The following is a 21,398-nucleotide window of genomic DNA, read 5'->3' on the forward strand; positions in this document are numbered from 1 at the left end:
CGACACCGTGCGGTCCCCCCGCCCCTGCCTGATCCTGGGACGGAGGTGAACCGATGATCGAAGTGCTTCTCCTGCTCGTCGCCCTGTTGCTCTGTGTCGCCTGCGGCGCGTTCGTCGCGGCGGAGTTCTCCCTGACCACGGTGGAACGCGGCGAGCTCGAACGGGCTGTCGAGCGTGGCGATCGGGGGGCCGCGAGCGCGCTGAAGGCCGTCCGGAGCCTCACCTTCCAGCTCTCGGGGGCCCAGCTCGGCATCACGGTCACCAACCTGGTGATCGGCATGCTCTCCGAACCGTCCATCGCCCGGCTGATCCGGGGCCCCGTCGAGGCGGCGGGGCTGCCTCCCGCCGCGGCTTCCACGCTGGCGCTCGTCATCGGTACGGCACTGTCCACGGTGGCGCTGATGGTGATCGGCGAACTGGTCCCGAAGAACTGGGCGATCTCCTCCCCGCTGGCCGTGGCCAAGGCGGTGGCCACACCGCAGCGGGTGTTCACCGCGCTGTTCCGGCCGTTCATCAGCCACCTCAACAACACGGCCAACCGGATCGTGCGCCGCTTCGGTCTGGAACCGACCGAGGAGCTGGCCTCCGCACGCAGCCCGCAGGAGTTGGTGGCGCTGGCCCGGCACTCCGCGAAGGCGGGTGCGCTGGAGGCGGACACGGCCGAGTTGTTCGTCCGCACCCTGAACCTCTCGGAGCTGACCGCGGAGAACGTGATGACGCCCCGGGTGCAGGTGACCGCACTGGACGTGCACGCGACGGCCGAGGACGTCGCCAACGCCACGCGGGCGACGGGCCTGTCCCGCTTCCCCGTCTACCGGGGCAGCCTGGACACCGTGGTCGGCGTGGCCCACATCAAGGACGTGCTGGCTATCCCCGCCGACCGGCGGCCCCGCACCCGCGTCTCGGAACTGCTGCGCGAGCCCCTTCTCGTACCGGAGACACTCACCGTCGACCGGCTGCTGGACCGGCTGTCCGGGAGGCTCGCCATGGCCGTGGTGATCGACGAGTACGGCGGGACGGCCGGGGTGGCGACGCTGGAGGACATCGTGGAGGAAGTCGTGGGCGAGGTCCGGGACGAGCACGACCCGCACGAGACGCCCGACCTCGCCGGTGCCGGGGAGGACGCCGACGGGCGCACCCTGTGGTCGGCCGACGGGGCGGCACGCACCGACCAGCTCCGCAGGATCGGCCTTCGGGTGCCGGACGGGCCCTACGAGACCCTCGCGGGGCTGATCGCCGCCGAGATCGGACGCATTCCGACGGTGGACGACAGCGTTGAGCTGGCGGGGTGGCGGATCGACGTGGTGGACGCCTCGGGCCGCCGGGCCGCCCGGGCCCTGCTGCACGCCCCGCTGCCAGGGACCGAGAACCGGACGGAGGACGAACGGTGATCGTTCTCCAGCTCTTCATCGGTCTGCTGACCCTTGTGGCCAACGCCTTCTTCGTGGGCGCGGAATTCGCCCTGATCTCCGTACGCCGCAGCCAGATCGAACCGGAGGCCGAGGCCGGGGACCGGCGGGCCCGCAGCGTGATCTGGGGCCTCGAACACGTCTCCGCGCTGCTCGCCGCCGCCCAGCTCGGCATCACGCTCTGCACCCTGGTGCTGGGCATCGTCGCCGAACCGGCCATCGCGCATCTGCTGGAGCCGGTCTTCGACGCGGCGGGGGTGCCGCACGGGCTGGTACACCCGCTGTCGTTCGTCATCGCGCTGGGTGTGGCGACCTATCTGCACATGCTGCTCGGCGAGATGGTCCCGAAGAACATCGCGCTGGCCGAACCGGCGCGGAGCGCCCTGGTTCTGGGTCCGCCGCTGGTCGCGATGGCCCGTGCCCTGCGGCCGGTGATCTTCGCGATCAACGCGTTCGCCAACGCCCTGCTCAAACTGTTGCGGGTGGAGACGAAGGACGAGGTCTCCGCGACCTTCTCGGACGATGAACTGGCCCGGCTGGTGCAGGACGCCGGGGAAGCCGGGCTGGTCGACGACCGCTCCGCGCAACGGCTGCACCACGCTCTGGAGCTGGGCCGTCGGCCCGTACGGGATGTGGTCATGCCGGTCGACCGGGTGCTGTACGCCAGGATCGGCACCACTCCGGAGGAGCTGGAACGGCTCTCGTCCGAATCCGGATTCTCCCGCTTCCCGGTCATGGACAGCGAGCAGCGCATCCTCGGCTACCTCCATGTGAAGGACGCGCTGGACGCGACGCCCCGTGACGTCCCCTTCCCGGTGACGGCGATGCGGCCGATAGCCCGCGTCCGGGCGAAGACTCCGTTGGACGACGTGCTCACCGCGCTGCGACGCAGCCGGACCCATCTGGCGGCCGTCCTCGACGAGGACGGGCGGCTGGCCGGCATGGTCACGATGGAGGATGTGCTCCGCGAACTCGTCGGGCGGCCGCAGTCCCGCTGAGCTGCTGGCCTGCGGCCCGTCGCCTGTCGCCCCGGCTCGCTCCGGCTCCGCCCGGGGCGGCGGGGCAGCGGGATGACGGGGTGACGGAGCAGCGAGGTGTCATGGGCCGACGGCCGACAGGGATCACGGGCGTCACGGTAGGATCACCGGGCCATGGAATTGAATGCCTCCTACACCAGTCTCGTCGCGGTCGGCGACTCGTTCACCGAGGGCATGTCGGACCTGCTCCCCGACGGCACATACCGGGGCTGGGCCGATGTCCTCGCCTCCCGGTTGGCGGCGCGGTCTCCCGGTTTCCGGTACGCCAACCTCGCCGTACGGGGAAAGCTGATCGGCCAGATCGTCGACGAGCAGGTGGGGGCGGCCGCCTCGCTTCGGGCCGATGTGGTCACGCTCGTCGGCGGGCTCAACGACACGCTGCGCCCCAAGTGCGACATGGGGCTGGTGAAGGGCCGGCTGGAGGAAGCCGTGGAACGCCTGGCTCCATCCTGCGGGCGCCTCGTCCTGATGCGCAGCCCCGGGCGCAACGGGCCGGTGATGGAGCGGTTCCGCCCTCGCATGGAGGAGCTGTTCACCCTGATCGATGACCTGGCCGGCCGGCACGGCGCCTCTGTGGTCGATCTCTATGGGGCCCCGTCGCTCGCCGACCCCCGCATGTGGGATGTCGACCGGTTGCACCTCACCGCTGACGGGCACCGGCGCGTCGCCGAGGCCGTCTGGCAGGCTCTGGGCCTTCCGGCCGAGCAGGACTGGCGGGCGCCGGTCCCCGCGACCGCTCCGCCGCGCTGGGCGGCCAGGCGGTCCGAGGACATCCGCTTCGCCCGTCGGCACCTGGCCCCGTGGATCGGCAGACGGCTCACCGGCCGCTCCTCCGGAGACGGACGCTCGGGCGCGCAGTTCGACGCCGCGACAGGCAGGGCCTTCTGGATCACCCCCGCGGACACCGAGACCCCCGGCCCGGTGACGGGTTGGCGTCGCGCGGTCTCACCTGATGCCCCCGTGAACACCTCCCAGGCCGACTGAACCATCTGAACCACCCGGACCGTCCGCCCCGATCGCACAGGCCCGGCCCCTCTCCTCATTCTTTGACCTTCCCCTTCCCTCTTCTCCCCTTCTCCCCTCTCCTCCGTCCCCCGGCTCCTCCGTCCCCCGGCTCCTCGGCCCCTTCGCTCCTCCTCCCCTTCGTAGAAACCCACGCATCAGGGCGCGTCGCTGGCCTGCATGAATCGCCAGTAGAATCCCTTCACGTGACTGCTGTGTCTGCGAAGCCTCGCATCCCCAATGTCCTGGCCGGCCGCTACGCCTCTGCGGAGCTGGCCGTCCTCTGGTCCCCCGAGCAGAAGGTGAAGCTGGAGCGTCAGCTGTGGCTGGCGGTGCTGCGCGCTCAGAAGGACCTCGGGATCGAGGTGCCCGATGCGGCGCTGGCCGATTACGAGCGTGTGCTGGACCAGGTGGATCTGGCCTCGATCGCCGAGCGCGAAAAGGTCACCCGGCACGACGTGAAGGCCCGGATCGAGGAGTTCAACGCTCTCGCCGGTCATGAGCAGGTTCACAAGGGCATGACCTCCCGGGATCTGACGGAGAACGTCGAGCAGCTGCAGATCCGCCTGTCGCTGGAGCTGATGCGCGACCGCACCGTGGCCGTACTGGCCCGGCTCGGCAAGCTCGCGGCGGAGTACCGCGAGCTCGTCCTCGCCGGACGCTCGCACAACGTCGCCGCGCAGGCGACGACGCTGGGCAAGCGCTTCGCCACCGCGGCCGACGAGCTCCTGGTCGCCCACGGCCGCCTGGAGGACCTTCTCTCCCGCTACCCGCTACGGGGGATCAAGGGCCCGGTCGGCACTGCGCAGGACATGCTGGACCTGCTCGGCGGCGACGCCGGCAAGCTCGCCGACCTGGAACAGCGCATCGCCGGGCATCTCGGCTTCGCCGAGGCTTTCACCTCGGTCGGTCAGGTCTACCCCCGATCGCTCGACTACGACGTGGTCACCGCTCTGGTCCAGCTCGCGGCGGCGCCCTCCTCGGTGGCGAAGACCATCCGGCTGATGGCCGGCCACGAGCTGGTGACCGAGGGCTTCAAGCCCGGCCAGGTCGGTTCTTCCGCGATGCCGCACAAGATGAACACACGCTCCTGCGAGCGGGTGAACGGTCTGATGGTGATCCTGCGCGGCTACGCCTCGATGACCGGCGAACTGGCGGGCGACCAGTGGAACGAGGGCGACGTGTCCTGTTCCGTGGTCCGCCGAGTGGCACTCCCGGACGCGTTCTTCGCGTTCGACGGCCTCCTGGAGACCTTCCTGACCGTGCTGGACGAGTTCGGCGCGTTCCCGGCGGTCGTGGCGCGGGAGTTGGACCGCTACCTCCCGTTCCTTGCCACCACCAAGGTCCTGATGGGCGCCGTACGGGCCGGGGTCGGCCGGGAGGTGGCGCACGAGGCGATCAAGGAGCACGCGGTCGCCTCCGCTCTCGCGATGCGCGAACAAGGCGCCGAGCGCAACGAGCTGCTCGACAAGCTCGCTGCGGACGACCGGATCCCGCTGAACCGCGCGCAGTTGGACGAGCTGATGGCCGACAAGCTCTCGTTCACCGGGGCCGCCGGCGACCAGGTGTCGTCGCTGGTCGCCCGGATCGAGGAGATCACCAAGCAGCACCCCGAGGCCGCTCGGTACACCCCCGGTTCGATCCTCTGACCAGCATCGTCCTCACCGCATGACCCCCGAAGAGCTGAGCGCCGCCCGCGACCGCACCGTCCCCGATGTGGCCACGGGCGGACTGCGCGTACTCTTCTGCGGCATCAACCCAAGCCTGAAGAGCGCGGCGACGGGCCACCATTTCGCCCACCCCGGAAACCGGTTCTGGCCGGTCCTGCACCGCTCGGGTTTCACACCCCGGCAACTGCGTCCCTCGGAACAGGCGGAGTTGCTCAACCTCGGGCTCGGAGTCACCAACGTGGTGGCGCGGGCCACGGCACGAGCCGACGAGCTGGACGCGGACGAGTTCCGGGAGGGAGCGGCCGCCCTGACGGCGAAGGTCGAACGGCTCGCGCCACAATGGCTCGCGGTGGTCGGCATCACCGCCTACCGAACGGCCTTCGGGGACCCCCGGGCCCGGATCGGACCCCAGGACCGCACGGTTGGCGGCGCACGTGTGTGGGCTCTCCCCAACCCCAGTGGCCTCAACGCCCACTGGACAGTCCAGACCATGGCCGAGGAGTACGCCCGTCTCCGGAACGCTGCGCTCTCCCGGCCGACCGGTCGACCCGCCCCCTGACCTCGCCCCCGCCCCCGCCGACCGGCCCACCGTCGGCCCCTCCCCTAGCGACCGAGCCCGTCCCGCCCCCCTCATTCGCGCCGCCTCCGCCTCTGCCTCTGCCTCTGCCTCTGCCTCTGCCTCTGCCTCTGCCCATTGTCGGAGGCTTCCCTCCTGGCTGCCCTCGCGGTTCTCACGCGTCCCGGTTGCGTACCGCCCACCAGCCCGCCAGGAGCGCTGCCACAGCCCACACGGTGGCCACCGCCAGGCCCGTCCACGGCCCCAGGCCGTCTCCCGGATTCTGGTGCAGCACCGCCTGCCCGGCGCGGTCGGGCAGATACCGCACTACTGCGGTGGCGACGTCCACGAGCACGAAGGGGACGATGAGCAGAAGCGGTATGAGCAGGGCGAGAACCGCGACCGCGCTGCGCAGGAGCGCCGTGAGTCCGGCCGCCAAGAGGCTCATCAGCGCGAGATAGACTCCCCCGCCGAAGGCGGCGCGCAGCGCACCGGGGTGCCCCAGCCCGATCGCGTGCTCCCCCAGGAAGAGCTGTCCCAGCAGGAACGCCGTGAAGCTGGTCACGAGCCCGACCAGGAGCGCCGACCCACCGATCGCCGTCATCTTCGCCGCGTAGAACAGGGAGCGGCGCGGAACCGCGGCAAGCGATATGCGCAGAGCTCCGTTGAGGTACTCCGAGGACACCGCGGTCGCACCGAACGCGATGGCCGCGATCTGCCCGAAGTTCAGGGCGAAGAAGGCGTCGAAAAGCACATCTGATCCCGCCTGCTCCGCCTGCTTCTGACCAGTGGTCCCGAGGACGAGCACGGTGACCGTGAGCGTGATGGCGAGAATTGCCATCAGGGAGCCGGGGACCGACCGTATCGACCTGATCTTGATCCATTCGGAGTGGAGTACTGCCGTCAGGGTCATGGGTCACGCCTCCTGGCGGTCGCGGACGGTCGATGCGGCGAAGGGGGAGTCATCCGCCGTGAGGTCGAGGTACGCCTGCTCCAATGTGGCGCGGTCGTCGCCCAGTTCGAGCAGGGGAATGCTCTCCTCGGCTGCGATCGCGCCGATCCTCTCCGCCGTGACGCCGTCGATCGTCCAGCACCCGCCCTCGGCCTGTCCGCAGGTCAGACCCTTGGCGGTCAGCACGGAGTGGAGCCTGTCAGGTTCGGTCGTTCGCAGACGTACGCGGGGGCGGCTGCGGGAGTCGATGAACTCCTCCATCGGCGTATCGGCGAGCAGGCGGCCTCTGCCGAGCACCACCAGGTGGTCGGCGAAGGAGGCGGTCTCGTTCATGAGGTGGCTGGAGACCAGCACCGTCCGGCCCTCGCGGGCGAGCCGCTTCATGAGTTCGCGAATCCAGATGATGCCTTCGGGATCCAGCCCGTTCGACGGCTCGTCGAGCATGACGACCCGCGGGTCGCCGAGCAGGGCTGCCGCGATGCCCAGACGCTGGCGCATCCCGAGGGAGAAGGACTTGATCCGCCGTGAACCCACGTCGCCGAGCCCGGTCTCCGCCAGCACGGCCGCCACCCGCGACATGGGTATCCCGTTACTCACCGCGAGTGCTGCCAAGTGGCTGCGCGGTGTGCGTGAGCCGTGGGCGGCCTGGGCGTCGAGCAGAGCGCCGACGGTGCGCAGCGGCTCGTCGAGCCGGGCATAGGGTCGTCCGCCGATCGTGACCGAACCGGCGGTCGGCCGGTCCAGCCCGAGAACGAGACGCATGGTCGTGGACTTGCCGGCGCCGTTGGGTCCCAGAAATCCGGTGACCCTGCCTGATCGCACGCTGAAGCTGAGGCGGTCCACCGCACGGGTGGTTCCGTACTCCTTGGTGAGCTCGTGGATGTCGATGCTGGTCATGTCCCAAGCCTGGCCGGGGCGCCGGGGCCGTCGCCTCCCCCGTCAGCGGGGATCGTCTCCCTCTCGTGGGGGAGCCGGTGTACTGGGACCGCTGGGACGATGAGGGTATGCACCGCATCCTCGCCCCACTCACCAGCGGGGTCACGTACAGCCGCTGGTTGCACATGGTTCTTCCGGCCGCCGCTGCCAGCGTGTGGTTCTTCATCTCCGAAACGCTCTGGATGCCGCTGCTCTTCGCCGTGCCGGTGGGCCTCATCCCCGCAGTGCGGCTGGAGGAGGGCGTGCAGGCGCAATTGCTGCTGACCCCGTCCGAGCGTGGGCGGCCCGACGCCTCCATCGCGGTGGCTTCCTCGGCGAGCTGGGCCGATCGGTGGCGAACGGTGCTCTGGCTGGAGTTGCGGCTCCTGATCTCCGCTGGGGCGATCATGGCCCTCTGGTTGCCCGTGGCCTCGATCGAGCTGGTGCTGTCGGCGGCGGGGAGACCCCCGGGCGGGCTGGTCGAGGGGTTGAGCCCACACTGGTGGAACGCACTGCTCGCGCCGCTGCCGATCATTCCTCTGCTCGTTCTGGTGGTGCTCGGGGGCCGGCTCACCACGGCGGCCGCCCGGTGGCTGCTGGGCCCGTCAGCGACCGATCGGTTGAGCGTGCTGGAGGAGCTGACCGAGCAGTTGTTGGAGCGCAATCGCATGGCCCGGGAACTGCACGACTCCATCGGTCACGCGCTGACGGTGGCGGTGGTGCAGGCCGGAGCGGCGCGGACCGCGAATGATCCGGTGTTCACGGCGCGGGCGCTGGCCGCCATCGAGGAGACGGGGCGTGACGCGCTGGAAGACCTGGAGCGGGTGCTTCGGGTACTGCGTGAATCCGGCACCCCCGTCGGCCGACGGCCGACTCTGAAGGAGATGGAGCGGCTTCTGGACTCCGCGAGGAATTCCGGGGCGACGGTGGCTGTGCGGGTGTCCGGAGACCTCGGTCTGGTCCCGGCGCCGGTTTCACGGGAGGGGTATCGGATCCTTCAGGAGAGCCTCACCAATGTGCTCCGTCACGCGGGGCCGGTCCCCGTCCGGGTGAGCGTCACGGTGGCCGACGGGCGGCTGGAGATGGAGGTGGTCAATCCGCTTCCCGGGGAGGCCGGGCCGCAGGGGAGCGGCAGTGGGCTGCGCGGTATGCGGGAGCGGGCCGCGCTGCTGGGCGGGAAGGCGCGAATGGAGTCGCGGGAGGGCGAGTGGTGGGTGTGCGTCGGCCTTCCCCTGGACGGCATACGCTGGTCGGATGCCCTTCACCGTTCTTCTGGTCGATGACGAGCCCCTGGTACGCGCCGGCCTGCGTGCGGTGCTGGAGGCTCAGCCCGATATCGAGGTGGTGGGTGAGGCGGCGGATGGTGCGGCGGTGATCCCTCTGGTGAATCAACTGCGGCCCGATGTGGTGGCGATGGATGTGCGCATGCCTCTGATGGACGGCATCGAAGCGACCCGGCTGGTCCTGCGTACGGTGCCAAATCCCCCGAAGATCCTGGTGGTGACGACGTTCGAGAATGACGAGTACGTGTACCAGGCGTTGCGGGCCGGCGCGGACGGCTTTCTGCTCAAGCGGGCCAGGCCCGCGGAGATCGTGCACGCCGTACGCCTGGTGGCCGAGGGAGAGTCGCTGTTGTTCCCCGCGGCGGTGCGGCAGCTTGCCGCCGAGTACGGGACGGACAAGGCCCGGGCCGCCCTCGACCGGGCGTCACTCACCGATCGGGAGGCGGCGGTGCTCCGGTTGATGGCCCAGGGATTGTCGAACGCGGAGATCGCGGCCACCCTCGTCGTCGGGACGGAGACGGTGAAGACCCATGTCAGCTCGGTCCTGGCGAAGTTGGGGGCCCGGGACCGAACGCAGGCGGTCATCGCCGCCTACGAGTCCGGATTCGTCGTTCCGGGGTGACCCAGGTTGCGGCTCGATACCGGCTTTCCTTGCTGGTCGCAGGGGCTCCTGGTCAACGAGTACGATCCGGCAGACATGCGCACGAGCTGGGAGGACATACCGTGGGCCGGCTGACCGGTGGGGACCCGTCGCTGCTGCGGCGGATCAATTCCGCGGTGGTTCTGCACGCACTGAGAGGGGCCGGGGCGCCGACGCTGACGGACCTGACACGGATCACGGGGCTGTCCCGGCCCACGGTCGAAGGGGTCGTCGAGGGTCTGTTCGAAGCGGGCCTCGTGGTCGAGGCCCTGCCCGACGAGAGCGAGGCACGCCGCCAGGGGCGCCCCGCCCGGAGGTTCCGCTTCCGGGCGGAGGCGGGGCACCTCCTCGGGGTGGAGATCGGTCCGCATCGGGTGTCGGCGCTCATCTCGGGGCTCGACGGACGGATCGTCGGAGCGGGCTCCCGCGCGGTGTCGGAGACGGCCGGCGCGGACGACCGGCTCGACCAGGTGCGGGCCGTCATCGCGGACGTGCTGCGTCGCACCGGGGTGGCCCGGAGCAGTCTGCGCGCGGTCGGCGTGGGCAGCCCCGGCATCGTGGAGGCCGACGGCACTGTGCGGCTGGGGACGGCGTTGCCGGACTGGACCGGCCTCGCGCTCGGGGAACGGCTCCGCCGTTCGTTCCGCTGCCCCGTGCTCGTCGAGAACGACGCCAACGCCGCCGCGGTGGCCGAGCACTGGAAGGGCGCTGCCACCGAGTCCGATGACGTGGTCTTCGTGCTGGCGGGTCTGAGCCCCGGAGCGGGATCCCTGATCGGCGGGCGTCTGCACCGGGGGTTCGGCGGCGCCGCCGGGGAGATCGGCGCTCTGCACCTGCTGGGCAGGGACGTGACGCCGGAGCATCTGCTGTCGACGACGGACACGCCGCTGCACCCGCTGGACGAGCGCGCGGTGGCGGCGGTGTTCGCCGAGGCCCGGGAGGGCGATGCGGGGGCCTTGGCGGCGGTCGAGCGGTTCCTTCAGCGGCTGGTGCACGATGTGGCGGCGCTGGTGCTGGCGCTCGACCCGGAGTTGGTCGTGGTCGGTGGCTGGGCCGCCGGACTGGACGGGGTGCTGGAACCCCTTCGCAGGGAATTGGCCCGCTACTGTCTGCGTCCGCCCCGGGTGACCCTGTCGCTGCTCGGCGAGGCCGCCGTCGCGACGGGGGCGCTGCGGCTCGCCCTGGACCATGTCGAGGAGCAGTTGTTCGCCGTCGAGGGAGCGGTGACGGCCCGCCGCTGACCGGCGGCGAGGGCTGGGGCTCGGCCGACGTGTCCCTGGGCTCGCCCGACGGGTCCCCGGGTCCGCTCACCCGCGCTGCCCGAGCGACCCGGACCGGACCGAGCGGGCATGCGCGTGCCCGCCGCCTCCCGGGCCGGAGTCCTCGGAAAGCGGCGGGCGTGGAGCACGGGGCCCGGCGTCAGGATGCCTGGCGCTCCGGCTGTTCCCCGTGGCTGATCTCCAGCGCGCCGGAGTCCCCGAAGGTGAGCCGGCAGGTGTCCGCACGGTAGGTGGCGACGGACACGGCCGCCGTTCCGTCCTCGGTGAGGTAGCGGGTGGTGACGACGAGGACCGGGGCGCCGGGGAGCCGGTCCAGTTCCTTGGCGTCGTCCGCCCGTGCGGATCCGAGTTCCACGGAACGGTCCTGGCCCCGCAGGCCGAGCCGGTGCAGTTCGCGCAGCACGCTGCGGGCGCGGACGGCGCCGGACGGGGCCTCGATGGCGGAGAGGTCGGGTACCGAAGAGGCGGGGATGTAGAGGAGTTCGGCCGCTACCGCCTGCCCCTGGGTCGCACGGATGCGGCGCACCACGTGCACCGGTTCGGCGGGGTCCGTCGCGAGCATGACGGCCACCGCCGCCGGGGCCTTGCCCATGGTGCTGTCGACCGGCTGCCATGCCTCGCCGCTGACGCCGCCCGTCCATTCGTGCTGGGCGGTGGAGACGGCGACGCCCACGCGCGGCGGGGCGACGGTCGTCCCCACGCCGCGGCGGCGCTGCAGTCTTCCTTCGAGTTCGAGCTGTTCCAGGGCCTGCCGGAGCGTGGCCCGCGCGACACCGAACCGCGCCGCGAGGTCCCGCTCGTTGGGCAGGATCTCCCCCACCGCAAAGTCCGAGTCGAGTGCCTCACTGAGCACGGTCTTGAGGTGCCAGTACTTCGGCTCCTGAACCGATTCCAGCTGCGTGGTCCCCACCCTGTCCTCCGCAATCGCCCGGCGTCTTTTTCCGCGACGTTATTTATTAAAGGTTCCTGTCTTAAGTGGAGACCCTAGGACGGCATACCCCCTTGGTCAAGACCAATCATCATTCCGTAACGGAACGAAACGGGACTCTGGCGCAGAGCGTTCACATGACGTTCTCGGTGCCGTGAGGCGGGCGCAGCACGAAGCCCCGCCATCGGAAGCGGATGGCGGGGCTTCGACCAGGTCAGTGACGAGCCGGCAGGGCGGAAGGGGTCGCGGTGACGAGTGGCGCCCGGGGCTATTCGACGGGCAGTCCGGAGAGCTTGTCCGGATTACGAATGATATAGGCGCATTGAATGACACCTTGGCTGATTTCGATTTGAAAGACGGCGTCGGGCTTTCCGTCGACGAAGAAGACTGCGGCGGGACCGCCGTTGAGCTCCACGATGCGGATCTCGTCGTCCGGGTCCAGGCCGTGCGCCACCGCGAAGAGGAAGCGGCCGACCTTGTCGGCGGTCTCGATGATCCGACGCGGGGCTTTCGCCTTGCCGCCGCTGTCGCTGACGAGGCGGACGTCCGGCGCCAGCAGCGCGAGCAGTTGCTCGATGCCGCCTCCCGAGGCGGCGGCCAGGAAGCGTTCGGTGAGGTCGCGGCGTTCGGCCGGGTCCACGTCGTAGCGCGGTCTGCGCTCGTCCACGTGCCGGCGGGCACGGCCGGCGAGCTGCCGGACGGCCGCCTCCGTGCGGTCCAGGGCGGTGGCGATCTCGGCGTACGGGAAGCCGAACGCCTCCCGGAGCACGAACACCGCACGCTCCAGCGGCGAGAGGGATTCGAGGACGACCAGCACGGCGAGCGATACGGAGTCGGCGAGGACCGCCCGTTCCGCGGTGTCGGGCACCGCGGGTCCGAAGTCCGTGACCACCGGCTCCGGCAGCCAGGGCCCGGTGTACGACTCCCGGCGCGACCGCAGGTGCCGGAGCCGGTCGATGGCCAGCCGGGTGGTGATCCGCACCAGGAAGGCCCTCGGCTCCCGGACGTCCTCACGGGCCGCCGCCGACCATCTCAGCCATGCCTCCTGGACCACGTCCTCGGCATCGGCGACGCGGCCGAGCATGCGATAGGCGACACCGGTGAGAACGGGCCGGTGTTCCTCGAAGAGTTCGGTCGCGGCGTCGGCGGTCATCGGTCCATCCCAACCCACGGGTCACGTGCTGTCCAGCGGGAATCGCCGGGCCCCTTGAACTACAAGCTACCCGCAGGTAATTGTTGTTGACGAGATGTCTACCCATTCCAGGGAGCAGCATGACCACCACGGCCTCCTTCACCGTCGCAACGGCCGCCGGGCCCCGTCCGGTCTCGGTCGCGTACGAACGGACGGGCTCGGGCGCACCGTTGCTGCTCCTGCACGGCATCGGGCACCACTTGAGGGCCTGGGACCCGGTGACACGGATCCTGGCCGCCGAGCGCGAGGTGATCGCCGTGGACCTGCCCGGCTTCGGCACCTCGCCCGCACTGCCGGACGGGGTTCCGTACGGTCACGTCTCGCTCGGCCGGGTGCTGGGAGCCCTGTGTGACGAACTCGGCCTGGACCGCCCCCATGTGGCCGGGAACTCACTGGGGGGCCTGTTCGCCCTCGAACTCGGCCGCACCGGACGGGCCCGATCGGTGACCGCGCTGTCCCCGGCCGGCTTCTGGACCGAGGCGGAGCGGCGCTACGCCTTCGGCATCCTTCGGGCGATGTGGCGAGGCGCGCTGGCCCTGCCGGTTCCGCTGATCGAACGCCTGTCGCGGAGCACGGCCGGGCGGGCGGCCCTCACCGGCACCATCTACGCCCGGCCCGGACGGCGTTCACCGGAGGCCGTCGTCGCCGAGACACTCGCTCTGCGCGGTGCGACCGGTTTCGACCGGACGCTGGAGGCCGGCCGGGGCGCTGACTTCCGCGAGGACGTGAAGGGCCTCCCCGTCACCGTCGCCTGGGGCATGCGCGACCGGCTCCTGTTGCGCGGGCAGGGGCCCCGCGCCAAGCGGGCGATCCCCGACGCCCGGCTGGTGCGGCTGCCCGGCTGTGGGCACGTCCCGATGAACGACGACCCGGCGCTCGTGGCCCGCGTCATCCTGGACACCAGTCGCTGAGCCGTCCGGCCGGGCCGTCGGCGCACGGGCGGGCAGCCGCGCTCCGGCGGCCGCCCCTCGCCGCCCGATGGCGCCGGAGCCGTAGGCCACGCCGACGCCGACCAGAAGGCTTCCCACGCCCTGCGCCACGCCGTACGTCCCGGCCCCGACCAGCGGTGCGGTCAGGGCGGCCGAGACCGGAATCAGGCCGGAGAAGAGCGTGGCGTGCTCGGCCCCGATGCGCTGCATCCCGCTGTACCAGCAGACGAATCCGATCACGGTGACGACAACGGCCTGCCACAGCAGGGCTGTCGCCTCGCCGCCCGTGGGGACCCGCAGGAACGAGCCGCCGTCCATCAGCAGCCCCAGCAGCGCCGACTCGACGGCCGCGAGCCCGCAGGCCGTCGCGGAGAGCAGTTTGGGACCGAGCGGCCGCAACACCGGAACGGCGAGGACCGCGAAGCCGACCTCGCCCGCGAGCGCCCCCACCGAGAACAGCACGCCCGCCAGGTCCGTGCGCCCCCAGCCCTGAACGGTGAAGGCCCCCACGGCGACGAATCCGGCCGCGTACAACGTGACGGCGGTCGGCCGGCGGCCGTCCAGCATCGGGACGAGTACACCGACCACGATCGGCGCGCAGCCCACGAAGACGCCCGGAACAGCTGGTTCCGCCGACTGTTCGGCCGCCAGGACCGCCAGGTTGAACCCGACCATGCCCACGGCGGCGAGCAGCGCGATCCGCCCCCACTGGCCGCGGGTGAGGCGCCGGATCCGGGCCGTCGCAAAGTCGCCCTTCGCCCCGCCTCGCAGGAACGGGACGAGCAGCAGAGCGGCGAGACCGTAGCGCAGGGCCTGGCCTCCCGCGTACGGGTAGTCGCCGAGGACGCTGTTGGCCGTGAAGGATGCCCCCACCAGCACGCACGCGAGAGCCGCGAGGAGGACCCCGCGCAGAGATGTTGCGTTCATGGGGCCGACGCTAGGGTCCGTGACGGACCGGTTTAAGGTCCATTTCCATGACGTCATCGGGGACCAATGCGGATCGCTCGCCGAGGGGTACGGGAGGTGACGGCGAGGGCCGGAGCGACGGCTCGGCAGACCGGGACGCGGCGGTCGACGGCGGTGGCGACAGCCGCGGCGGCAAAGGCGCCGGCTCGGGAAGAGACGGATCCGGAAGCGGTCGCGCCGCTGCGCTGTCCCCGGCTTGGGAGTTGCTGCTGCCCGCCGCGTCCGCGCCGGCGCGCGGGCGGGGGCGCGCACTCCGGTCCGCGCTGCGGGAGGCGGTTCGCTCCGGCCGACTGACGGCCGGCACGCGGCTGCCCTCCAGCCGTGAGCTCGCGGCCGACCTGGGGGTGTCGCGCGGGCTGGTCACCGAGGCGTACGAGCAGCTGACGGCTGAGAGCTACCTGCGCAGCGGGCAGGGCGCGGGCACCTGGGTGAACGAGGGGGTGCGTGCGGCCGAGCGTCCCGTACGCGACCGCGCGCCCCGCGCGGCGGGTGCGCGGGTGGACTTCCGCCCCGGCACCCCCGATCTGTCCCTCTTCCCGCGCGGCGCGTGGAGTGCCGCCCAGCGGACGGTGTTCGGCCGGCTGTCGCACGGCGCGCTGGGCTACCCCGATCCGCGCGGGCTGCCGGAGCTGCGCGAGGCCCTGGCCGGGCTGCTCGCCCGGCGTCGGGGCGTGGTGGCCGACCCGGAGCGCCTGGTGGTCTGCTCGGGGGTGGCCCAGGCGGCGACCCTGCTCGGATTCGTGCTCCGGGACGAAGGCGTGGCCTCGGTCGGAGTGGAGGATCCGGGCAGCCCGGAGCACGCGTCGCTGTTCGCGGCCACCGGTCTCGGTACGGTCCCCCTGCCCCTCGACGACGACGGCCTCGCCCTCGCGCCCCTCCAGCGCTCCGGCGTGCGCGCGGTGGTGACCACGCCCGCCCATCAGTTCCCCACCGGAATCGGGTACTCCGCGCAGCGCCGCGGCGAGTTGCTCGGCTGGGCGCGGGACGCGGGCGCCGTGATCATGGAGGACGACTACGACGGGGACTTCCGGTACGACCGGGCTCCGGTGGGGGCCCTGCAGGGGCTGGATCCGGAACGGGTCGTGTACACCGGGTCCGTGAGCAAGTCGCTGGCCCCCGGCCTGCGGCTCGGATGGCTGATCGCCCCCGCCGCGCTCACCGAGCAGCTCGTCGCCCGCAAACGGACCATGGACCTGGGCAACCCGGTGATCGACCAGGCCGTCCTGGCCGATTTCATCGTGCGGGGCGGCTACGACCGGCAGTTGCGGCGCTGCCAACGTGCCTACCGCGAACGCCGGGACGCCCTGGTCACGGCGCTCGGCGAGCACTTCCCCGGCACGGCGGTCAGCGGTATCGCGGCGGGCCTGCACATCATCGCCCGGCTGCCCGCGCGGTACGGTCCCGAGGAGGTCTTCCTGAGCCGGGCGGCCGGGGCGGGCATCGCGCTGCGTCCGCTGCGCGACTGCGGAACGTCCGGCTCCGAGGACGGCACCCTGCCCCTGGTCCTGGGCTACGCCCATCTCGCCCCCGGAGACATCGTCCGGGGCGTCGCCGCGCTGGCGGCCGCGTGGCGTTTCGGCCGGGCCGGTCCCGGCCGACGCTGACGGGCGCCGTTCACCCGGGGTTGGGGCGCCGGCCGCCGCAGGGCGCTAGGCATGGGCGGAGACCGGCGCCGGTCGATGTCCTTCCCGCGAACGGCGCCCCGCCCGCCCACCTTCCTGGAGGCGCTTCGATGCCCTACCGTCCGCGTGTTCCCTCGCCCGGCCGCCGTGCCGTCCTGCGCGGTTCGCTGATCGCCCCGGCCGCCGTCGCCCTCTCCCCCGCCACCGCCTCGGCGGCGCCCTCGCTGCGCCTGGCGGGGCGGCCCGAAGCGTCCTGGGGGGTGCAGGTGGGCAGCGTCACCTCCTCCTCGGCGCTGCTGTGGGTGCGCTCGGACCGGCCGGCCCGGATGCTGGTGGAGACCTCGGCGACGGAGTCGTTCCGACGGGTGCGCAGGTGGTACGGGCCGTTGACCGGCCCCGGCACGGACCTCACCGGCACGACCCCGCTGTACGGCCTGCCCGCGGGCGAACAGGTGCACTACCGCGTGACGCTCGCCGATCCGGGCGACATGCGCCGCACCGGCAGGCCGGTGTACGGAACGTTCCGTACCGCTCCCGCCCGGCGCCGGTCGGGAGTGCGGTTCCTGTGGTCGGGCGACATCGCGGGCCAAGGCTGGGGCATCAACCCGGACATCGGCGGCTACCGGGTGTACGAGGAGATGCGCCGCCTGGACCCGGACTTCTTCCTGTGCAGCGGCGACAGCATCTACGCGGACGGTCCGCTGGAGGCGCGCGTGACCCTGCCCGATGGCCGGACCTGGCGCAATGTCATGACGGAGGAGAAGGCGAAGGTCGCCGAGACGCTGGACGAGTACCGGGGCAACTTCCGCTACAGCCTGCTCGACCGGAACGTCCGCCGCTTCAACGCGCAGGTGCCCTCCGTCATCCAGTGGGACGACCACGAGGTGCGCAACAACTGGTATCCCGGCCAGATCCTCGACGACGCCCGCTACACCGAGAAGAACGTGGACATCCTCGCGGCGCGCTCCGTGCGTGCCTTCCACGAGTACGTTCCGCTCGCGCCCTCGCACGGTCCGGGACGCCGGTCGCGCATGTACCGGGTCGTCCACCACGGGCCGCTGCTCGACCTGTTCGTGCTCGACATGCGTACGTACCGCAACGCCAACTCCCCCGGGCGGCAGACCGACGACACGACGGGCATCCTCGGCGCCGAGCAGGCACGGTGGCTGAAGCGCTCGCTGGCCGCCTCCCGGGCGGAGTGGAAGGTGATCGCCGCCGACATGCCGCTCGGCCTCGTGGTCCCGGACGGTGCGACGGACTTCGAGGCGGTGGCGCAGGGCGATCCCGGGGCCCCGCTCGGTCGGGAGCTCCAGATCGCCGAACTGCTCCGGTTCATCAAGCACCACCGGATCACCGGCACCGTGTGGCTGACGGCCGACGTGCACTACACCTCGGCGCAGCACTACGCGCCGGAGCGGGCGGCGTTCAAGGACTTCGCCCCGTTCTGGGAGTTCGTTTCGGGCCCGCTGGCGGCGGGCGGCTTCCCGGCCAACGCGCTGGACGGCACCTTCGGACCCGACCGGGTCTTCGTACGGGCTCCCGAGCGCGCCAATGTCTCGCCGATGGAGTCCCCGCAGTATTTCGGTGAGGTGGAGATCGACGGCGACAGTGCGGAGCTGACGGTGCGTCTGCGGGCCGAGGGCGGGACCGTGCTGTTCACCAAGGTGCTGGCCCCCGGCCGCACCGGGCAGTGAAAGCAGGGCCGGCCGCAAAAGCTGTCCGAAAACGACGTAGGCGACCAGATCCACACTTAACCCATCAGTCACAAGGCGTTCGTGATCAGGCAACACCGCTCGATCACAGTGAGGATATGACTGATGTGACCTCCTCGAAGAGCGCCCGCCGCCCGCACCACTGGCGGCGGGACCTGATCGAACTGGCCGCCCTCTTCACCGCCGTGGCCGTGGCCGACGCCATCGCCAACCTGATCGGACACCAGCCGGACGGACCCTACCTGCTCGTGGCGTCGGCGGTGGCGCTGATCGCCACCGCCGGGTTCCACACCTGGTGGGCACGGCGGCACAGCCACGCTCCCCCGCCCGGGGGGACGGGCCCCGCGCCCGGCGGGGACGGCGGCCCGGCGGCGTACGGGGCAGAGGACGGGGCCGCTGCCGACGACGACGGTGCGGGGGGAGTCACCGGTGCCGAGGAAACAACCCTGTGGCGGATGCGGACGACGGTGCGCGACGCCCCGGGGAGCCTGGCCACGCTGTGCCTGGCCCTCTCCCGGCTGCGGGTGGACATCCTGACCCTGGGGACCCACCCGCTCGCGCGGGGGACCGTCGACGAGTTCCTGCTGCGGGCCCCGGCCTCACTCCAGGCTCGGGAGCTGTCGCGGGAGATCGCGGCGGCCGGCGGAGCGGACACGTGGATCGAGCGGGCGGACGCCCACGACCTGGTCGACATCCCGACCCGGGTGCTGTCGCTGGCCACCCGGACGGCGCTCGACGCGGCCGAGCTGCCGCTCGCGCTGCGGCAGTTGCTCGGCCGGTGCACCATTCACTCGCTGCCGGCCGTCTCCGTCACCGGCCGGGCGACCGGGGAGAGCGCACCGGTCGAGGGCGTGCTGGAGGAGACGGTGATGCGGCTGCGGGACCCGTCCGGCGGGGTGATCTCCGTCGAGCGGCCCTACCTGCCCTTCACCCCGACGGAGTTCGCGCGGACCCGTGCCCTGGTGGAGCTCGACGCCCGGCTCGGGCCGCGGGTGCCGCGGAGCGCCGACGTCCTCACGCTGCCCGAGGGCAACGAGATCACCGTGCGCCGCGCGGACCGCGACGATCTCGCCGCCGCCCGCGCCATGCACGACCGCTGCTCCCGGCGCACCCTGGGGCTGCGCTACCACGGCCCCGTCAAGGACGCCGACCGCTACCTCGACCATCTGCTGAGCCCGCGGTTCGGCCGCACCCTGGCGGTGCAGACGGCGTCCGGCAAGCTGGTGGCGCTGGGCCACCTCCTCTGGGACGGCGACGAGACCGAGGTCGCCCTCCTCGTCGAGGACGACTGGCAGCGCCGGGGCATCGGCTCCGAGCTGCTCGGCCGCCTGGTGGCCCTCGCCTCGGAAGCGGGCTGCGCCAGCGTGTACGCGGTGACGCAGTCCCACAACACCGGCATGGTGGCGGCGATGCGCGCTCTGGAGCTGCCCCTCGACTACCAGATCGAGGAGGGCACGCTCGTCATCACCGCCCGGCTGACGACTGAAGGGGCCGCTCGGCCTGCCGCGCCGGTGGAACGGGCCCGTCGCTGAGCGCCTGGCACAGATCCGCCCACAGGTCCTCGACATCCTCCAGGCCGACCGACATCCGCAGCAGCCGGTCGCCGACGCCGGCCGCATGCCGGTCTCCCTCGTCCACGATGCGGTGGCTGATGGAGGCCGGGTGCTGGATCAGCGAGTCCACACTGCCGAGGCTGACGGCGGGCGTGATGAGCCGCACCCCGGAGATCACCCGGTGCGGGTCCCCGTACACCTCGAAGGAGATCATCGCGCCGCCGACGCGCGGGTAGTGCACCCGGGCGATGCGCGGGTCCGCGGTGAGCCTGCGGGCGAGTTCGGCGGCGCTCGTCGAGGCCGCCCGTACGCGTACCGGAAGCGTGGACAGGCCGCGCAGCAGCAGGTAGCCGGCCAGTGGGTGCAGCACTCCACCGGTGGCGAACCGCACCTGGCGCAGTGTGGCGGCGAACTCCTCGTCGCAGGCCACGACGCCGCCCATGACGTCCCCGTGGCCGCCGAGGTACTTGGTGGCGCTGTGCAGGACGATCCGCGCGCCGTGTTCGACGGGGCGCTGCAGGACCGGGGTGGCGAAGGTGTTGTCGACCAGCAGCGGTACGGATCCGCAGGCGTGGGCGACCGCCCGGATGTCGATCTCGGCCAGCGTCGGGTTGGCCGGCGTCTCGACCATCACGAGCCCGGTGTCCGGGCGGATGGCGTCGGCGATGCCCGCCGGGTCGGTCCAGGTCACCTCGGTGCCCAGCAGCCCGGCACCGAGCAGGTGGTCGCTACAGCCGTAGAGCGGGCGCACCGCGACGACGTGGCGCAGTCCCTGGCTCGCGCGGGCCAGCAGCACCGCGGTGAGCGCGGCCATCCCGCTGGCGAAGGCGACCGCGCTCTCGGCACCCTCCAGCCGGGCGAGCGCCGTCTCGAAGCGGCCCACGGTGGGGTTGTCCAGCCGGGCGTAGACGGGCGGCCCGTCGGGGCGGGCCCCGGTGGTGGCGAAGGCGTCGATGCGCATCGCCTCGCCGCGCGAATCGTAGGAGGGGTAGGTGGTGGACAGGTCGATCGGCGGGGCGTGCACACCGAGGGAGGCGAGGTCGTCGCGTCCGGCGTGCACGGCTTCGGTGGCGAGAGCCCTGGACGGAGTGGGAGCAGGGGGCGTCATCGAGACTTCGTTGTCCATACCGTCACTCTGAACAGTTACCGGTTCGTAGCGGTGGTACCCCGTGCTACGTTCGCCATATGGCTGATTCCATCGCTCTTGATCCGGTGGATCTGCAGATTCTGCGGTTGTTGCAGAACGATGCGCGGACCACGTACCGCGAACTCGCGGCCGAGGTCGGCGTGGCCGCTTCGACGTGTCTGGACCGGGTGGCCCGGCTGCGCCGTTCCGGGGTGATCCTCGGGGACCGGCTGCGCCTCGATCCGGCGAAGCTCGGCCGGGGGCTGCAGGCGCTGCTCCTGGTGCAGGTCCGGCCGCACCGCCGGGAGCTCATCGGGCCGTTCGTCGACCGCGTCAGGTCCCTGCCGGAGTCGCGCGCGCTGTTCCACCTCACCGGCCCCGACGACTACCTCGTGCAGGTCGCGGTGGCCGACGCGGCGGATCTGCAGCGGCTGGTGCTGGACGAGTTCACCTCGCGCCGGGAGGTGGCCCGGGTGGACACCCGGTTGATCTTCCAGCAGTGGGACTGCGGGCCGCTGCTGCCTCCCGCCGGGATCTGACCCTTCCCGGCGTCCCGCAAGTGATCGCCTTTCGGACGTCCCACCTCCCCGGTGATGACGAGGAGGCCACCGCCGTACGAGGATGTC

18 protein-coding genes and 1 pseudogene are annotated in these 21,398 nt (G+C 71.7%); 13 read left to right on the plus strand and 6 right to left on the minus strand.

Features of this window, described 5'->3' with window-relative positions; translation table 11 throughout:
• Positions 1–53 precede the first annotated feature (53 nt).
• The 5 genes from ACIQMU_RS23580 (at position 54) to mug (ending at position 5,677) form a co-directional block, all read left to right on the plus strand.
• Positions 54–1,391: a hemolysin family protein gene (locus ACIQMU_RS23580; protein WP_352242252.1), complete on the plus strand. Its 1,338-nt coding sequence runs from the start codon at positions 54–56 to the stop codon at positions 1,389–1,391.
• Positions 1,388–2,407, plus strand: a complete 1,020-nt coding sequence (locus ACIQMU_RS23585; protein WP_352242251.1) for a hemolysin family protein — start codon at positions 1,388–1,390, stop codon at positions 2,405–2,407. Before ACIQMU_RS23580 ends, ACIQMU_RS23585 begins: the two co-directional genes overlap by 4 nt.
• A 153-nt stretch (positions 2,408–2,560) precedes the next feature.
• Positions 2,561–3,430, plus strand: a complete 870-nt coding sequence (locus ACIQMU_RS23590; protein ID WP_352242250.1) for an SGNH/GDSL hydrolase family protein — start codon at positions 2,561–2,563, stop codon at positions 3,428–3,430.
• Positions 3,431–3,654: 224 nt separating this feature from the next.
• Positions 3,655–5,097, plus strand: coding sequence for an adenylosuccinate lyase (purB, locus tag ACIQMU_RS23595; protein ID WP_352242249.1), 1,443 nt, complete (start codon positions 3,655–3,657; stop codon positions 5,095–5,097).
• A gap of 19 nt (positions 5,098–5,116) precedes the next feature.
• Positions 5,117–5,677 (plus strand): G/U mismatch-specific DNA glycosylase, encoded by a 561-nt coding sequence (mug, locus tag ACIQMU_RS23600; protein WP_352242248.1) that lies wholly within the window; start codon positions 5,117–5,119, stop codon positions 5,675–5,677.
• Positions 5,678–5,849: 172 nt separating this feature from the next.
• On the opposite strand, the gene ACIQMU_RS23605 is transcribed toward mug, so the two are convergent.
• Both ACIQMU_RS23605 and ACIQMU_RS23610 read right to left on the minus strand, forming a co-directional pair.
• Positions 5,850–6,587, minus strand: coding sequence for an ABC transporter permease (locus ACIQMU_RS23605; RefSeq protein ID WP_352242247.1), 738 nt, complete (start codon positions 6,585–6,587; stop codon positions 5,850–5,852).
• Between the two features lie 3 nt (positions 6,588–6,590).
• Entirely contained in the window at positions 6,591–7,523 is a 933-nt protein-coding gene (locus tag ACIQMU_RS23610; protein WP_352242246.1) for an ATP-binding cassette domain-containing protein, read from the minus strand.
• A 107-nt stretch (positions 7,524–7,630) separates the two neighbouring features.
• Between ACIQMU_RS23610 and ACIQMU_RS23615 the strand changes: the two genes are divergently transcribed.
• The 3 genes from ACIQMU_RS23615 (at position 7,631) to ACIQMU_RS23625 (ending at position 10,705) form a co-directional block, all read left to right on the plus strand.
• Positions 7,631–8,824 carry a histidine kinase gene (locus ACIQMU_RS23615; RefSeq protein WP_352242245.1) on the plus strand — a complete coding sequence of 398 codons (1,194 nt, stop codon included), beginning with the start codon at positions 7,631–7,633 and terminating at the stop codon, positions 8,822–8,824.
• A complete protein-coding gene (locus ACIQMU_RS23620) occupies positions 8,796–9,446 on the plus strand; it encodes a response regulator transcription factor (RefSeq protein ID WP_352242244.1) in 651 nt (216 codons plus the stop codon). The genes ACIQMU_RS23615 and ACIQMU_RS23620 overlap by 29 nt, the downstream gene beginning before the upstream one ends.
• 101 nt (positions 9,447–9,547) lie before the next feature.
• Positions 9,548–10,705, plus strand: coding sequence for an ROK family protein (locus tag ACIQMU_RS23625; protein ID WP_402689618.1), 1,158 nt, complete (start codon positions 9,548–9,550; stop codon positions 10,703–10,705).
• A 178-nt stretch (positions 10,706–10,883) separates the two neighbouring features.
• On the opposite strand, the gene ACIQMU_RS23630 is transcribed toward ACIQMU_RS23625, so the two are convergent.
• Positions 10,884–11,654 carry a GntR family transcriptional regulator gene (locus tag ACIQMU_RS23630; protein WP_352242242.1) on the minus strand — a complete coding sequence of 257 codons (771 nt, stop codon included), beginning with the start codon at positions 11,652–11,654 and terminating at the stop codon, positions 10,884–10,886.
• 286 nt (positions 11,655–11,940) lie between these two features.
• Positions 11,941–12,825, minus strand: a complete 885-nt coding sequence (locus ACIQMU_RS23635) for an RNA polymerase sigma-70 factor (RefSeq protein ID WP_402689619.1) — start codon at positions 12,823–12,825, stop codon at positions 11,941–11,943.
• Between the two features lie 119 nt (positions 12,826–12,944).
• Here ACIQMU_RS23635 and ACIQMU_RS23640 point away from each other — a divergent pair, with 119 nt between their 5' ends.
• Positions 12,945–13,775 carry an alpha/beta fold hydrolase gene (locus ACIQMU_RS23640; RefSeq protein ID WP_402689620.1) on the plus strand — a complete coding sequence of 277 codons (831 nt, stop codon included), beginning with the start codon at positions 12,945–12,947 and terminating at the stop codon, positions 13,773–13,775.
• Between the two features lie 144 nt (positions 13,776–13,919).
• On the opposite strand, the pseudogene ACIQMU_RS23645 reads toward ACIQMU_RS23640, so the two are convergent.
• Positions 13,920–14,777, minus strand: a pseudogene (locus tag ACIQMU_RS23645) (DMT family transporter); the annotation flags it as partial.
• Between the two features lie 185 nt (positions 14,778–14,962).
• On the opposite strand from ACIQMU_RS23645, the gene ACIQMU_RS23650 reads away from it, so the two are divergent.
• From ACIQMU_RS23650 to ACIQMU_RS23660, 3 genes are all read left to right on the plus strand, one after another.
• The gene (locus ACIQMU_RS23650) at positions 14,963–16,363 is read left to right on the plus strand and encodes a PLP-dependent aminotransferase family protein (RefSeq protein WP_402689621.1); all 1,401 of its coding nucleotides are present in this window, start codon (positions 14,963–14,965) and stop codon (positions 16,361–16,363) included.
• A gap of 128 nt (positions 16,364–16,491) precedes the next feature.
• Complete coding sequence (locus tag ACIQMU_RS23655; protein WP_402689622.1) at positions 16,492–18,075, plus strand: alkaline phosphatase D family protein; 1,584 nt, start codon at positions 16,492–16,494, stop codon at positions 18,073–18,075.
• A gap of 125 nt (positions 18,076–18,200) precedes the next feature.
• Positions 18,201–19,625 (plus strand): GNAT family N-acetyltransferase, encoded by a 1,425-nt coding sequence (locus ACIQMU_RS23660; RefSeq protein ID WP_402689646.1) that lies wholly within the window; start codon positions 18,201–18,203, stop codon positions 19,623–19,625.
• Here ACIQMU_RS23660 and ACIQMU_RS23665 read toward each other — a convergent pair.
• Entirely contained in the window at positions 19,558–20,772 is a 1,215-nt protein-coding gene (locus ACIQMU_RS23665) for a trans-sulfuration enzyme family protein (RefSeq protein WP_402689623.1), read from the minus strand. The genes ACIQMU_RS23660 and ACIQMU_RS23665 overlap by 68 nt on opposite strands.
• Before the next feature lie 59 nt (positions 20,773–20,831).
• Between ACIQMU_RS23665 and ACIQMU_RS23670 the strand changes: the two genes are divergently transcribed.
• Positions 20,832–21,311, plus strand: coding sequence for an Lrp/AsnC family transcriptional regulator (locus ACIQMU_RS23670; protein WP_352242236.1), 480 nt, complete (start codon positions 20,832–20,834; stop codon positions 21,309–21,311).
• Positions 21,312–21,398: the final 87 nt, after the last annotated feature.

Origin of the sequence: Streptomyces sp. NPDC091649, assembly GCF_044756785.1 — a bacterium.
Classification (GTDB): Bacteria; Actinomycetota; Actinomycetes; order Streptomycetales; family Streptomycetaceae; genus Streptomyces.